This window comes from Nocardia sp. NPDC059228 (genome assembly GCF_042754245.1).
In the GTDB taxonomy this organism is placed as follows: domain Bacteria; phylum Actinomycetota; class Actinomycetes; order Mycobacteriales; family Mycobacteriaceae; genus Nocardia.
Genome location: NZ_JBHZAL010000012.1, coordinates 44,698 through 59,076 on the forward strand (window position 1 = coordinate 44,698; position 14,379 = coordinate 59,076).

Sequence of the window (14,379 nt, forward strand, 5' to 3'; positions counted from 1 at the left end):
GGAAATTTTTAACCATCATAGTTAGTTTGACAGGTTAGAAACTAGCGACGGCGGACGCCTGTCGTCAACCCCTATAGTTGGTTTTGCCGGTTAGAAAGGAGTCGTCAGGCCGATGCGCGCACGACGGCGGTTACCCTCAGGCGTGCCAGAACCACGCCCCCACCTCGGTGAACCGCTCGCCCTGGACCTGCTCAACACCCGCTGGATCGCGGCGACGGGACCCCAGGACCTGCTCACCGACGTGTCCGGGCTGCGCGAGTGGCTGGCCGACAACGACCTCGGCCTGCCCGCGGACGAGGCGACGCTGCACGCGCTCGTGACGACCCGGGAAGCGATCCTGCGCGCGGTCCGAGGTGAGACCGCCGACGACCTCAATACCGTCCTGGCGCACGGCCGCATCCGCCGCGCCCTCACTCCGGACGGCCCGGCCGCGCTCCCCGAGGTCGCCCAGCCGGCCTGGCTACCCGGCTGGCTCGCCGCCGACAATCTGCTCCACCTGCTGGCGAGCACCCCGGACCGCATCAAGCAGTGCGCGCACCCGCAGTGCATCCTGTACTTCCTGGACACCTCGAAGAACGGCACCCGCCGCTGGCACTCCATGGCGGCCTGCGGCAACCGCGCCAAGGCCACCCGGCACTATGCGAAGAAGACGCAGGCGGAGTAGGCGAACCCGCTGCGGCTCAGAACAATTCGTCGAGCAGGCGGTAGTAGGCCAGCCGCGGCATCGACGAGCACCAGCATGTCGTCCTCGAAGACCGCGATCTCCGGCACCGCCATCGACCGCCCCCCAGCCACCGATGCCGCGGAAACTCCGCCACCGCGACCACGCCACGCTTGACCCAAAACGTTCCATTGGCCCGCACGACCCCGCCACTGCGCCCCTCGTGATCGTCCGACCACGCTGGATTCGGCCCGAGCAGCTCCGCCACGCGCGGCGGCAGCCGCAGCCTCACGCGGATCTGCTCACCATCGCGACTTCGGCACGTCGAATTCCGCGCACAGCGCCCGCCATACGTCGCGGGGATCCACCCCCGCCTCGATGGCCTGAGCCCCCGTCCGCCCCATGGACGGCAGTACATGATCGGTCAGCAGCACGTCTCCCCGCGCCGTTCCGAACTCGGTATGCAACAGCTCCTGGAACTCCGTCAACCGCACGGCCGCGAGCCTACGCCACCGTCCCGCACCCGGGCCAAACCCAGCCGTGCCCGGTCACCGCCTCCGACCACTGCCGTGCGGTGCCTGCGGGGCAAGGACGAACCCCTGTAACAACTGTTGCGGCGACGAGCCAAATCTCGACGTTGTCAGGCACCACCGCTGCACCGTGGCGATCGAGTGAGCCACGGCAGTCGTCACCGCCGAAAGCCAGACGACGGGTAGAGAGTTCGACTACCGCGCGTCCAAAGCAGGTCTGACGGAGTGGGCCGACAGGGGACGCCGGTACTACCAACCGGCGTCGCGAGCGAAGGTCAGGCGGGTGGGGATTCGACGGCGGCGTGGCAGATTTCGACGGGGTCGGTGACCACGGTGATGCCGGTGGCGGCGGAGTGGGCGGCGGTGGTGTAGGCGGGGTCGTCGAGGATGCGTTTGACGGCGTCCCGGACAGCTTCGGGGGTGACCGGGCGGACCAGGATCGAACTGCCCTGGCGGGCGGCGCGATTGGCGAGTTCCCACTGGTCGCCGCCGCCGGGGACGGTGACGATGGGGACGCCGGCCAGCAGGGATTTGGCGAGCAGGCCGTGACCGCCGCCGCCGATCACGACCGAGGTGTGGCGCAGGATCTCGTCCTGGCGGCCCAAACCGGCTGTGGCCCAGGGCGGGAGGTCGGCGGGCGGGGTGTCGAGCATGGAGACGGCGACCCGGACGCCTGCGCCCTCGAGCGCCTCGAGGGCGATCTCGGCCAGGCCCGCGGTGCCGGTCTGGGCGGTCGAGGGGGCGACCATGACCAGGGGGGCGTCACCGGGCGGCAGGTCCAGGATGTGGTCTGTGGGCTCCCAGAGCAGCGGGCCGACGAGGTGCGCATTGTCCGGCCAGTCGGGGCGCGGCACCTCGAGAGCGGGCAGGGTGGCGACCAGGCGGGCGGTCGGGCCCGGGTCCTCCGGTGGCAGGCCGATACTGGCGCGGGCCTGCTCGCGTTGCAGTTCCCCGCGCCGGATGGCCCGCGACGTCAGCCCGCGCAGGACCGAGTCCCGGGCGCGCCCGCGCATACCCTCCCCCGCGGCGAGCCCACTCCCGATGGGCGGCAAGCCCTTCGACGGCAGGTACAGCGGGTGCGGCGACAGCTCCACCCAGGGCAGCCGCAGCCGCTCCGCCGCCATCCCGCCCCCGACGGTGAGCACGTCCGCCACCACCAGTTCCGGCAGCATGGCGCTCAGATCGGGCAGGATCTCGGTCGAAATGTGCGCGGCCCTTTGATGAATCCTGGCGCCCGCGTCACTGTCGTCGTCCTCGGCCCGGGGTGCGAGGCCCTTCAGCCGCCGCACCCCGATCCCGGCCTCCCGGGCCGCGTCGAACCATCGCGGGCTGGTGAACAGCACCGGCTCATCGCCCGCGGCCAGCAACCGCTGACACAACGCCATCGCCGGAAACGCATGCCCCGGATCAGGCCCGGCCACCACCGCTACTCGCACGGCCCCAGGGTGCCACACCCGACCGACGCCCCCGGCACCTTCACCCTCTGTGGTGGTCCGTGTCACTCGACCGCACCAGGTCACCCGGTATCACCGCATGACTCGACGACACCGAGGCGACTCACCACCCGCCGCACCCAGCGACGCCGGGCCACGCCACCAACCCCGCCACGCCCAGGCGGCACCGGGCGCTCCGCTACATCGCCACGCCCGGCGATGGACCGGCCGTGGCGCCCGGTCGCTCAGCCTGCGAAGTGGTAGAGCTCGAAAGTCAGGGCGTGGGCACCGGGGACGCCTTCCTTGGGGCCGGCGGTCATTTCCAGGACGGCGCGGGCCTGGGTTTCGGCCGGGTCGGGGCTGAGGGCCTCGAGGTAGCGGCGGTGGGCGGTGAGTGATTCGACGGCGGTCTCGAAGGTGTCGGTGACGTCGAGCCCGTGGCTGCCGTCCGGGACGCCGTAGACGGCGGCCCAGCGTGGCGACCAGGCGGGCAGCTCGGCGAGCTCGGGGTGGATCCATTCGTTGCCCGCGTCGGACACGGCGTCCAGGGCGGCGCGGCCGACGGCGCGGTGGTCGGCGGAGTTGGCGTAGCCGCGGACCCAGGTGTCGCCGAAGTTGAACAGCACCACCATGTCCGGGCGATGGCGGCGGATGGCAGCGGCCAGATCCCGGCGCAGGGCCAGGGATTCCTCGATCCGCCCGTCCGGGTGCCCGAGGAATTCCACCTCGCTGACGCCGACGATCTTGGCCGAGGCCCGCTCCTCGTCCTCCCGCAGCGGCCCGCACTCGGCCGGCGGCAGCCCCGCGATCCCCGCCTCGCCGCTACTCACCAGCACGTAGCGAATGTCCTTGCCCTGCCTGGTCCAGCGCGCGACCGCGGCGGCCGCACCGTATTCGATGTCATCGGGATGCGCGGCAATGACGATCCCGCGCTGCCAGTCCTCGGGAAGCTGCTCCATATCCTGCATTCAACACCAGCCGCCACCGCCCATACCTGGCCGACGCGAACTTCGCACCCACCCGCCACGCCGGGGCGTCACAGCATGGCGAGTACGCCCTCGAAGGCCGCTTCCGCCGCCCCGAGCAGCTTCAGATCCGGGCCCAGACGCGACTTTTCGATGCGAACCCCGCCGAAGGCACGGCTCACCATGCTGCGGCGGTGGACCTGATCGCGGACCCGGTTGATGGCCGGTTCGGGGAGCGCGGTGAAGAGGTCGCCGAGCACCACCAGTTCGGGCCCGAGGATATTGACGACATTGACCAGGCCCAGGGTCATCCAGTCGAGGTAATCGGCGAGCCTGGTTTCCCACTCACTGTGCAGCTCACGGAGTTCGGCGACGATCGCCCCGCGCGGGCCGTGCTCGGGCATGCCGAGGGCGCGGCACAGCGCGGCCTCGCCCACCTCGGTCTCCCAGCAGCCTTCGTTGCCGCAGTAGCACTTTCGCCCGCCCGGCCGCACCGTCATGTGGCCGATCTCGCCGAGGTACCCCGCTGATCCGCGCAGCAGCTCGCGCTGGGCGATGAGCCCGCCGCCGACCCCGACATCGGCGGAGACGAAGACAGCATCGGCGGCCGCGCGTCCGACACCCCTGACATGCTCTGCGAGCGCACCGAATTCGGCGTCGTTGCCGACGATGACGGGCAGGTCCAGCACCGCGTGCAGCCGCTGGCCCAGCGCCACCTCACCCCAGCGCAGGTTGGCGGCATTGTGCACCAGGCCGTCCGCGCGCCGCACCACACCGGGAACGCACACGCCCGCCGCCACCGGCCGCAGGCCCAGATCCTCGGCGAGCATGGCCGCCGATTCCGCGACGTGGGTGATCACCTCGTCCGGTTCCCGTTGCCGCCCACGCAGATTCCAGCTGTTGCGTCCCATGACCTGCCCGCCGAAGCCGACCAGCGCGATCCCCACGTGCTCGACCTGCACATCCACCGCCAGCACCACCGCCGCCTGCGGTTGCGGCAGCACCAGCAGCGAGGGCCGCCCGGCGCCGCGCGCCAGCCGCGGCACCTTCTCCTCCACCACCCCGTCCTCGGCGAGCCCGTCGACGAGCATCTTGATGGTGGACCGATTGAGCCCGAGCTCGACCGCCAGCGCCGCCCGGGTGGCGGGGCCTCCGATGTGTAGCAGCCGCAGGAGACTCGACCGGTTGAACCGGCGCACCTCGTCCGGTCGGGCGACGGTCATGGACTCGGTAATACCATTGCGCGGCTCAACGGCCCGTTATCGCCACGCGGCGTCTCGAGAGCGCGTCGACGGTGGCGGCGAGCAGCAGCACCAGCCCGGTCACGATGGACACCACGGCCGCGGGCTGCCGCAGCAGGCCCAGCCCGTTCGACACCACGGCCAGCACCGCGCCGCCGATCACCGCGTCGGCCACCCGGCCCCGGCCGCCGAACAGGGAGGTGCCGCCGATCACGGCCGCGCCGACCGCGAACAGCAGGGTGTTGAGCCCGCCCGCCTGCGGATCGACCGAGCCGACCTTCGAGGAGTAGACGATGGCGCCGACCGCCGCGCAGGCCGAGCAGATGACGAAAACGCTTGCCCGCAACTGGGTTACGTTGATGCCCGCGCGCCGGGCCGCCTCCAGGTTCCCGCCGACGGCATAGATGTGACGGCCGTAGGTGGTGCGGGTCAGCACGTAGGTCCCCGCGACCAGCAGCACCAGCACGATCGGAACCACATACGGCACACCGGAGATCACGATCAGCTTGCTGGGTGAACGATTCACGGTGAGCAGCGCCGTCACCACGATCGCGAATCCGCTGAGCACCACCACTTTCGCGACCACCAGCGGCGTCGGCGACGTGACCAGCCCGCGACGCCGGCGCCGCAGATGCCCGCCCAGCGTGACCGCCGCATAGCCACCGGCCGCCACCACGCACAGCATCCAGCTCCCGGCCGTGGACAGATTCCCGTTCGCGACCGCATTGAGCACGTGCGAGGAACTGATCCCCAGCACCCCGCCCTCGCCGATGAGCTGCAGGATCACCCCCTGCCACGCCAGGAACAGCGCCAGCGTCACCACGAACGACGGCATCCCGATCTTCGCGATCAGGAACCCGGTGATGCACCCGATGGCCGCGCCCACACACACCGCGAGCAGCATCTCGATCCACGGATTCGCCTGAAACCCGATGACCGTCAGCACGATCCCCAGCACCGAGAACGCCACCCCCGGCCAGATCCGCAGCAGCCCCGCCAGGATCGCGGCCAGCACCAGCATGGCGTTGAACACGAAGAACACCGTGGATCCCATGCCGGTCAACAGGTTCCCGTTGTCGACGTAGTGCATGGCCAGCACCGCCCCCGCCACCCCGGACGCCGTGCCCGCCGACAGATCGATCTCCCCGATCAGCAGCACGAACACGATCCCGATGGCGATGATGGTCTGCCCCGCCCCCTGCGCCAGCAGGTTCGCAATATTGTTGAGCGAGAAGAACACATCCGACATCAGCGAGAACAGCACCACCAGCGCGATCAGGCCCAGGATCGCGGGCAGGGACCCGATATCCCCGGCGCGCAGCCGGGCGGCGTAGTCGCGCACGGCTTCTCGCGTCGACCGCGTCGTGGTGTCGATCCCGAAGTCGGTGATGGCGGTACCCGGTTCGGCCGCTGCCGATTCCGAAACATTGGTCATAGCAGTGGCTTCCTCACAGCACCGCGGCTTCGGGCCGCGCCAAGCCCAGATCGCCGGAACGCCCGGCGGTGATCAACTCCACCACCTGGCCGGTGGTGACATCGGCGGTCCGCACCTGCGCGGCCATCCGGCCCAGGTACAGCACCGCGATCCGATCGGCGACCTCGAACACGTCGGCCAGGTTGTGGCTGATCAGCACCACCCCAAGCCCCTGCTCGGCCAGCCGCCGCACCAGATCCAGCACCTGCCGGGTCTGCGCCACCCCGAGCGCCGCGGTGGGTTCGTCCAGCAGCACCAGATTGCTGTTCCACAGCACGGCTTTCGCGATGGCCACGGTCTGGCGTTGCCCGCCGGACAGGGCTGCGACCGGGGTGCGCACCGATTTCACGGTGCGCACCCCCAACGAGGCCAGGGTGCGCCGCGCCGCCTCCTCCATGCTCGCCTCGTCCAGCAGCCACGGCTTGCCGCGCTCCCGGCCGAGGAACATATTGGCCACGATGTCGAGGTTGTCGGCCAGGGCCAGGTCCTGGTAGACGACCTCGATGCCGAGCGCCGCCGCATCCTTGGCGCCACGCAGGTGTACGGGTTCGCCGCGAAATCGCACTTCGCCGGAGTCGGCGGCGTGGATTCCGGCAACACATTTCACCAGCGTGGATTTGCCCGCGCCATTGTCGCCGACGAGTGCGGTGACCTCGCCCGCCGGCACGGTGAGGTCCACGTCGTGCAGCACGTGCACCGGTCCGAAACTCTTGTTCAGGCCGGTGATCTGGAGCAGCGGCTCACTCATGTCTCTCGATCCTCAGGCGATGCCGAGTTCGGTGCAGGCGGACTTCACGTCGCCCGAGCAGACGTCGGAGGCCTTCACGAAGCCCGAGTCCACCACCTGCTTGACCTCTGCCCTGGTGATCAACTGCGGTTGCAGCAGCACCGATTTCACGTCCCGCTTGCCCTTGGGATCCTGACTCACGCCCTGCGCCAGGGCATCCGCGGCGGCCTTGTCGCCCTTGGCCAGGGCCACGGCGAGTTTCGCGGCGTTCTCGGCCTCCTCCTTGATGGGCTTGAACACGGTCATGTACTGGTCCCCGCGCAGCACCGCCTTGAGACCGTCCACGGTGGCGTCCTGACCGGTCACCGGCACCTTGCCGTTGAGACCGTTCTTCTTCAGCACGGTGATCACCGCACCGGCCAGGCCGTCATTGGCGGCGACCACGCCATCGACCTTGCCGTTGGCGCCGGTGAGGATCTGCTCGAAGGTGGTGCCGCCCTTCTGGTTGTTCCAGTCGTCGATGGCCTGGCTGCGCACCAGCTTCAGCGCGCCCGAGTCGTAGAGGGGCTGGAGCACCTGCTCCTGGCCCTGGTGGAACAGGGTGGCGTTGTTGTCGGTCGGCGCGCCCTCGATCTCGACGACCTGCGCACCCGGCTTGTCCTTCAGCGCGGTGGCCAGCCCCTGGCCCTGCAGAGCGCCGACCTTCACATTGTCGAAAGACACGTAGTAGTCGGAGGATCCGCCGAGGTTGAGGCGGTCGTAGTCGATGGTCGGAATGCCGGCCTGCTTGGCCTTGGCCGCGACCGCGCTGCCCACCTCGCTGTTGATGGAGGCGATCAGCAGCACCTTCACACCCTTGGCGATCATGCCGTCGGCGAGGGTGGAGAACTTCTGGACATCGCCCTGCGCGTTCTGCACGTCGGCGTCGAATCCGGCCTCGTTCAAGGCTTTCTGCAGTAGCGGCTTGTCGAAGGATTCCCAGCGGGCCGAGGTGGCGGTCTCGGGGAGGATGACCCCGACCGTCCCATTGGCGCCGCCGCCCGATGGCGCACTCGACGAGGAGGTCGTGCTGCTGGAGTTGGATCCGCAGGCGGTGAGGGTGAGCAGGCCGGACAGTGCGAGCGCGGCGGCGGCGTAACCCCGTCGGCGTCCGGACTTCGTCGGCGGGAGCGCGCTTTTCGTCCTCATCAGGGTGACCTTTCACGCGGCGGTCACTGGTTTGCGACCGCGCACACGGCATATGTTGTGGGCAACAACATATGCCGTGTGAGTCACTCATATGGGACGTTTGGCCAAATCGATGCGGCCGGTTCAGGGCAGCAGGATGACCTTTCCACCCGCGTGCCCCTCGATGACGAGCTCGTGCGCCGCGGCCGCCTCCGACAGCGGGAACGTCTTGGCGATCGCAAGATCCAGCTTGCCCGCGGACAATAGCGGCAACAACTCACGCCAGGCATTGCCGCGGATCTCGGTGCCCGGATCGGCCCCGGGCCCCATACCGAGGGCTTTGAACCCCTCCGCGGCCGCCCGATCGAACGCCACGATGGTCGCGATCCGGCTCCGGTCGGCCACCAGTTCCACAGAGACGTCGATCGCCTCCTCGGTGCCCACGGTGTCGAGGGCAACATCGATTCCGTTGGGAGCCAACGCCTTGACGCGATCCGCCAGTCCCGGGCCGTACGCGACCGGCTCGACACCGTAGGCGCGCAAGCGTTCATGCCGGCTCGGCGAGGCCGTGCCGATCACCCGCGCGCCCCGCGCCACCGCCAATTGCGCGGCCAGCGCGCCGACACTGCCCGCGGCACCGTGGATCAGCACGGTGTCCCCCGGCCCGACGCCGGTCGCGGCGAGCAGATGCACCGCGGTGCCGCCGACACTGAGCACACCGGCCGCATGCTTCCAGTCCACATCGGCGGGTTTGGGCACGACCCGGGCGGCCGGCACGGTGACGGCGGTGGCGTAGCCGCCACCCACCGTCGCGATCACCTCGTCGCCGACCGAGATCGGACCGGCCGGCCCCTCGGCGTCGGGACCCACCGCGGTGACCACTCCGGCCACCTCCAGGCCCAGCCGGATGGGCAATTTGCTGGGATCGGTGCCGAACGCACCGCTGTAGAGCTTGTAGTCGAAGGGATTCACGCCGGCGGCCCGCACCGCGATGCTGACCTCACCCGGCCCCGGCTCGGGCACCTCGACCTCGACCAGCGACAAGACTTCCGGTCCACCGTAAGCGGTGGCAACGACAGCAGTAGCCATCCCGCGATCATACGAAAAAAGGACCGCCCGTCCCCGCTACCCGGGGCTGGACGGTCCGAAAGTTTCGACCGATCAGAACTTGCTCAGCGGCGACTTGTCCTTCGAGCCCGACACCGCCTTGTACAGCATGTACAGACCGAAGACGATGGCGCTCACCAGCAGAATCGGGAACAGTGCCTTGATCAGCCACCCGAGCACCGCGAAGGCGATCCACACGAGGACGACGACGCCGAGAATCTTCCAGAACATTACTGACCTCCCTAGTCTCCGAACCGCCGTCCGCGCGATCCGACACCATCCATACTGCGTCGCCCGCCTGAGAAAATCACCAGGTCAGCAGCGAAATCCGGGACAGATCAGGGTTCTCCCCGAGTCCCCCGGCCGAGGCAGCAGGCCGCGTTCGCCGGGGCCGCAGCCCGCCGACCTGCAACAGCCCTGGCCACGCCCCGGGCAAGCCCGGTTCACAGCGCACAGGTCAGGGATTGGCGCGGAAGCGCTGGTCGGCGAGATCGGTGAGGGCCTGGGCCCAGCCGTCGAGGCGGTCGGCGGCGTCGCGCAGGCCGACCATGGCCCAGCCGAGATCGTCGGCGATGGCCGCGCTCTCGGGGACCGCCAGCACCCGGGCCGCGGCCGCGACCATGCCCTCGTATTCGACGACTCCGCCGTCGAGGCGGATGGAAACGGCCCGAACGTGCTCGCCCAGTGGCGAATTCGCGCCGAGCGCACCGGCGGCCCGCTCCATGGCGACCACATCCTGTGCCAGCGCGTGCAGTGCGGCAGCCCCGGACGCGGCTGTTTCCAGGGTGTCGTTGAGATCGTCCTCGGGAAGCCGGCCTGTCCGTGCGATCTGCGAGTGCAGCCCGTGCAGCGCCCGCTCGGCCCGGACCAATCGGGCGATCGACGCTCGCGCCGCGGACCGGATCGGCGGCAGCTTCCGAGGCACGAAAGCGGCCTGCGGCAGCGGCTCCCGGCGCATCTCCAGATACCGCCGGGCCGTCACCGCGGTCCCGGTGACCAGCGCGACCGCACCACCACCGACCACGACCACCGCCCAGGCCGGCGCCGAAATCAGCACCAGTCCAACGGTTCCGGCCGTCGTCAACCCCGAAGCCGTTCCCAGCCGGAAACTCCGGCGCCGTGCCCGGCGCCGCTTCCGCAGCTCACGCTCCCGCGGATCCGCCCACTTCCGCACGGCCACCAGCGCCTGCTCCCCCACACCCCGCAACGTATCCGGCAGCCGCTGCGCCAACTCCTCGGGCTCGAACCCGCTGGGCGCCAACACTTCCCGCACCGCCTCGGTGGCCCGCTCGCGCCGCGCCGGCTTCCGCCGGCCGCTTCCGGCCGGACCAGGCCCGGCCCCCATCATGCCCGCCGCGAAGGCAGGCTGCGCGCGGGCGGGGTGGCCATGGAAACCGGTCAAGTGGGGTGGATTGTGCTCCGGCGCTGGGACAGTGCCCGCGGGCGGCACGGAAGCCGTTCCGGGCCCGGCGGTTTCGGAGTGCGCGGGAGGCTGAGGGTTTGCGGGCGGCGGGAACGGGGAGGGGAAACCCGGGATGGGATCGGCGGTTTTCGTGCGGGCGCGGCGCAGAAAACGGGCAGGGGAGGTCGCGGGACTGTTGTCGGCCCGCGATCTCCCCATCGTGCACTACCTTTCGCGCAGCAGTTACTGCTGGGCGGCCTGGCCCTTGTTGAAGTTGGGCTGGGCGGCCGGCTGCGCGGGCTGGCCCTGCGGGATCTGCTGCTGGGTGCCACCGGCGGGCAGCGAGTCGCCGCGCATGGAGGCGCGGATCTGCTCGAGGCGGTTGTGGCCCGCCATCTGGACGCTGGCCTGCTGGACCTCGAGCATGCGGCCCTGGACCGAGTTGCCCGCCAGCTCGGCGGCACCGAGCGCGTTGGCGTAGCGGCGTTCGATCTTCTCGCGCACCGCATCCAGGCTCGGGACGGCGCCGGGGGCCGACAGGGTGGAGTCCATCTGCTGCAGCGAGGCCGAGACCTGCTCCTGCATCTTGGCCTGCTCCAGCTGCGAGAGCAGCTTGGTGCGCTCGGCGACCTTCTGCTGCAGCAGCATGGCGTTCTGCTCGACCGCCTTCTTGGCCTGCGCGGCGGCCTGCAGCGACTGGTCGTGCAGCACCTTCAGGTCCTCGACGGACTGTTCGGCGGTCACCAGCTGGGCGGCGAAAGCCTCAGCGGCATTGGTGTATTGGATGGCCTTCTCGGTGTCACCGGCACCGCTGGCCTGGTCGGCCAGCATAACCGCCTGGCGCGCATTGGCATTGAGCTTCTCGACCTCGTCCAGCTGGCGGTTGAGCTTCATCTCCAGCTGGCGCTGGTTGCCGATCACCGACGCGGCCTGCTGCGACAGGGCCTGATGCTGGCGCTGGGCCTCCTCGATGGCCTGCTGGATCTGAACCTTCGGATCCGCATGCTCCTCGATCTTCGAATCGAAGAGGGCCATCATGTACTTCCAGGCCTTCACGAACGGATTAGCCATCGATTGATCCCGCCTCCATATGACGTGCCGCGCCCCGTAGCGCGACAGTAGTGCGCGACCGTCGCGCACCCCTGTTGTCCCTATCTCCACTGTGCAACGGCCGTTCCGGAGATTTCGGCAACAGCGCGACGCCTCCGGCACGAAGCCTACAGAGAATTTATCCCTTTCGGCTCCACAGCACAGTGATCACTTGGCAGCCACCAGCACCAGCCGATCCGACTTCGGGGCCGGAATCACAATGCGGGGGCCGAAAGTTCCATCCGCGGCCAGGGCAACGTCGCCGTCGCCACCCCGCGGGGTAACCTTCGCGGCCACCTTGGCGAGCCCGGCTTTGGCGGGCACTTTGCCGGCTCCCACACCCGCGGTGGCCTTGTCGGCGGCCAGCGCGGTGGCCTTGTCGGCGTCTGCCATGGTGGAACTCACGTCGAAGAGCACCTGCGCCAGTGGCACGTCCAGCGCCTGGCAGATGGCGGCCAGCAGTTCACTGGACGCCTCCTTGCGGCCGCGCTCGACCTCCGACAGGTACCCCAGACTCACGCGCGCGGAGGTGGAGACCTCACGCAGCGTCCGGCTCTGGGCAACCCGAGCGCGCCGCAGGCTTTCCCCGATGGCTTCTCGCAGCAGCGTCATCTCGTTCTCCTCACACTCGTCTCGCCGGACCCAGCGTTTGACTGGACAACGTCCGGCGTCGGCCGCGCGTTCCCGGCCTCGTCACTCGTCCCTGACGATGCGGACGAGCTCGGTGACCGCGGCGCGAACCGCGCCCACCCTGATCGTCCACCGGTCCCCCGACAACTTCAACCGAAGTACCTCGGTGGACTCCGGACCCGCTATACCAAGGAATACCGTGCCGACCGGTCGCCCGTCCTGTGGTTCGGGTCCGGCGACTCCGGTGAGCCCGATTCCCCAGTCCGCTTCGCAGCGGTGACGGGCCCCGACGGCGAGCTGTTCGGCGGTGGTCGCGGCTACCGGTCCGTCGGCGGCCAGGGTGTCGGCACTCACACCGGCGAGCGACTGCTTGAGGTCGGTGGCGTAGACGATCAGTCCACCCCGCAACACCGTGCTGGCGCCCGGAATTCCCGCGATGGTGGCGCTGAGCAGTCCCGCGGTCAGCGATTCCGCGGTGGCCACCGTCTGGCCGGCGGCGGCGAGCGCGGCCACCAACTCGGCGGCGGGCGCCGAGGTGACGAGCGGGTCGGGCGGAATGGGCGGAGTGGTGGCTACGCGGGACAGCGCGGTCTCGACGTCGGGCCGCACGTCACGCCGCACGGCTGCCGCCCGGCGACCCGAACCAGAGGCGGGCCGCTTGCACGACGTAGTCGAGACCGGTGACCATCGTCAGCACGACGGCCGCATACATCAAGTCCATTCCGGCCGAAGCGAATCCGCCGGAGAGCGGCAGCAACAGCACGGCAATCGCGACGGACTGCACCAGCGTCTTGAGCTTGCCGCCCCGGCCCGCGGGAATCACCCCGCGCCGGACCACAGCCAGCCGCAGCAGGGTCACGCCCAGCTCACGGGCCACGATGACGATCGTGATCCACCAGGGCAGATCGTGCAGCATCGACAATCCGACGAGCGCGGCCCCGATGAGCGCCTTGTCGGCGATCGGGTCGGCCAGCTTGCCGAAGTCGGTGACCAGGCCGTATTTGCGAGCGAGTTGCCCGTCGATGCGGTCGGTGATGGCGGCGACGCCGAACAACCCGGCCGCGATCCAGCGCCACTCGGTGTCATGCCCGCCGTGGGCGAACAGCGCCAGCAGGAACAGCGGCACGATCAGGATGCGCAGCACCGTCAGCACATTGGCGATGTTCAGCAGTGGCACGGCCGGCGGTTCCGCCGCCGCCTCCGGACGGGGCACGGGGGCGAAGCCCGGACGCGCCGCGGGACCGGCATCGGTCCAGCGACCCTCCAACTCGTCACGTTGCACAGTCACCAGCGCCCCCACCGGCCGAGACACCGGCCATGGTTTCCGGACCATGCCGGTATGTGGGAGGGCTGGATGTGCGACACACCGATAAGCCTATCGGTACGCGGGCCGACTACTGTGCACCCCATGACAACACGGGCACCTGACAGTGGTTCGATCGGCGGGCACGCGGCGATGGCGCCGGTCGTCCGCCGAGCGCGAACCTCTGACGTGCCCGAGATCAAGAGCCTCATCGACATCTACGCCGGCCGGATCCTGCTCGAGAAGAACCTGGTGACGCTGTACGAGGCGGTCCAGGAATTCTGGGTGGCCGAGCGCGACGGCCAGATCCTCGGCTGCGGCGCGCTGCACGTGCTGTGGGCCGACCTCGGCGAGGTGCGCACGGTCGCGGTGCATCCGGACATCAAGGGCACGGGCGCGGGGCGGCTGATCGTGGAGCAGCTCATCGCGGTCGCACGCGAACTGGAGCTGAAGCGAGTGTTCGTGCTGACCTTCGAGGTGGATTTCTTCGCCCGGCACGGGTTCGCGGAGATCGAGGGCACGCCGGTGACCGCCGAGGTGTACGCCGAGATGTGCCGGTCCTACGACACCGGTGTCGCCGAATTCCTGGATCTGTCCTACGTCAAGCCGAACACGCTCGGGAATACCCGAATGCTGTTGACGCTCTGACC

General features: G+C 69.6%; 16 protein-coding genes. 2 read left to right on the top strand and 14 right to left on the bottom strand.

The genetic code is table 11. From position 1 onward, the window contains the following. Positions 1 to 142 precede the first annotated feature (142 nt). The gene (locus ACFXKA_RS19730) at positions 143 to 664 is read left to right on the top strand and encodes a CGNR zinc finger domain-containing protein (protein ID WP_379428316.1); all 522 of its coding nucleotides are present in this window, start codon (positions 143 to 145) and stop codon (positions 662 to 664) included. 299 nt (positions 665 to 963) lie between these two features. Here the strand turns inward: ACFXKA_RS19730 and ACFXKA_RS19735 are convergent, their stop codons facing one another. From ACFXKA_RS19735 to pgsA, 14 genes are all read right to left on the bottom strand, one after another. Continuing rightward, positions 964 to 1,155, bottom strand: a complete 192-nt coding sequence (locus ACFXKA_RS19735; protein ID WP_040859434.1) for a DUF3046 domain-containing protein — start codon at positions 1,153 to 1,155, stop codon at positions 964 to 966. 311 nt (positions 1,156 to 1,466) lie between these two features. Continuing rightward, on the bottom strand, positions 1,467 to 2,627 hold the full coding sequence (locus ACFXKA_RS19740) for a glycosyltransferase (RefSeq protein ID WP_379428317.1): 1,161 nt from the start codon (positions 2,625 to 2,627) through the stop codon (positions 1,467 to 1,469). Positions 2,628 to 2,869: 242 nt separating this feature from the next. Next, positions 2,870 to 3,583, bottom strand: coding sequence for a PIG-L deacetylase family protein (locus ACFXKA_RS19745; RefSeq protein WP_354839584.1), 714 nt, complete (start codon positions 3,581 to 3,583; stop codon positions 2,870 to 2,872). A 77-nt stretch (positions 3,584 to 3,660) separates the two neighbouring features. Beyond that, the gene (locus tag ACFXKA_RS19750; protein ID WP_379428318.1) at positions 3,661 to 4,812 is read right to left on the bottom strand and encodes an ROK family protein; all 1,152 of its coding nucleotides are present in this window, start codon (positions 4,810 to 4,812) and stop codon (positions 3,661 to 3,663) included. Positions 4,813 to 4,837: 25 nt separating this feature from the next. Beyond that, positions 4,838 to 6,265 (bottom strand): sugar ABC transporter permease, encoded by a 1,428-nt coding sequence (locus ACFXKA_RS19755; RefSeq protein ID WP_379428319.1) that lies wholly within the window; start codon positions 6,263 to 6,265, stop codon positions 4,838 to 4,840. Between the two features lie 13 nt (positions 6,266 to 6,278). Beyond that, positions 6,279 to 7,052, bottom strand: coding sequence for an ATP-binding cassette domain-containing protein (locus tag ACFXKA_RS19760; RefSeq protein WP_040859440.1), 774 nt, complete (start codon positions 7,050 to 7,052; stop codon positions 6,279 to 6,281). Between the two features lie 12 nt (positions 7,053 to 7,064). After that, positions 7,065 to 8,219 carry a sugar ABC transporter substrate-binding protein gene (locus tag ACFXKA_RS19765; RefSeq protein WP_379428320.1) on the bottom strand — a complete coding sequence of 385 codons (1,155 nt, stop codon included), beginning with the start codon at positions 8,217 to 8,219 and terminating at the stop codon, positions 7,065 to 7,067. A gap of 123 nt (positions 8,220 to 8,342) precedes the next feature. Continuing rightward, positions 8,343 to 9,287, bottom strand: coding sequence for a zinc-binding alcohol dehydrogenase family protein (locus ACFXKA_RS19770; protein WP_379428321.1), 945 nt, complete (start codon positions 9,285 to 9,287; stop codon positions 8,343 to 8,345). Positions 9,288 to 9,359: 72 nt separating this feature from the next. Continuing rightward, positions 9,360 to 9,536, bottom strand: a complete 177-nt coding sequence (locus ACFXKA_RS19775) for a hypothetical protein (RefSeq protein ID WP_354839568.1) — start codon at positions 9,534 to 9,536, stop codon at positions 9,360 to 9,362. 226 nt (positions 9,537 to 9,762) lie between these two features. After that, the gene (locus ACFXKA_RS19780) at positions 9,763 to 10,707 is read right to left on the bottom strand and encodes a hypothetical protein (RefSeq protein WP_379428322.1); all 945 of its coding nucleotides are present in this window, start codon (positions 10,705 to 10,707) and stop codon (positions 9,763 to 9,765) included. 243 nt (positions 10,708 to 10,950) lie between these two features. Next, positions 10,951 to 11,778 (bottom strand): phage shock protein PspA, encoded by an 828-nt coding sequence (gene pspA, locus ACFXKA_RS19785; RefSeq protein WP_354839563.1) that lies wholly within the window; start codon positions 11,776 to 11,778, stop codon positions 10,951 to 10,953. A gap of 186 nt (positions 11,779 to 11,964) precedes the next feature. Continuing rightward, the gene (locus tag ACFXKA_RS19790) at positions 11,965 to 12,408 is read right to left on the bottom strand and encodes a helix-turn-helix transcriptional regulator (RefSeq protein ID WP_354839560.1); all 444 of its coding nucleotides are present in this window, start codon (positions 12,406 to 12,408) and stop codon (positions 11,965 to 11,967) included. 81 nt (positions 12,409 to 12,489) lie between these two features. Beyond that, positions 12,490 to 12,984 carry a CinA family protein gene (locus ACFXKA_RS19795; RefSeq protein WP_354839737.1) on the bottom strand — a complete coding sequence of 165 codons (495 nt, stop codon included), beginning with the start codon at positions 12,982 to 12,984 and terminating at the stop codon, positions 12,490 to 12,492. A gap of 52 nt (positions 12,985 to 13,036) precedes the next feature. Beyond that, complete coding sequence (pgsA, locus tag ACFXKA_RS19800; protein ID WP_379428323.1) at positions 13,037 to 13,714, bottom strand: CDP-diacylglycerol--glycerol-3-phosphate 3-phosphatidyltransferase; 678 nt, start codon at positions 13,712 to 13,714, stop codon at positions 13,037 to 13,039. Positions 13,715 to 13,834: 120 nt separating this feature from the next. Here pgsA and ACFXKA_RS19805 point away from each other — a divergent pair, with 120 nt between their 5' ends. Beyond that, on the top strand, positions 13,835 to 14,377 hold the full coding sequence (locus tag ACFXKA_RS19805; protein ID WP_354839557.1) for an amino-acid N-acetyltransferase: 543 nt from the start codon (positions 13,835 to 13,837) through the stop codon (positions 14,375 to 14,377). The last annotated feature ends 2 nt before the right edge of the window (positions 14,378 to 14,379 follow it).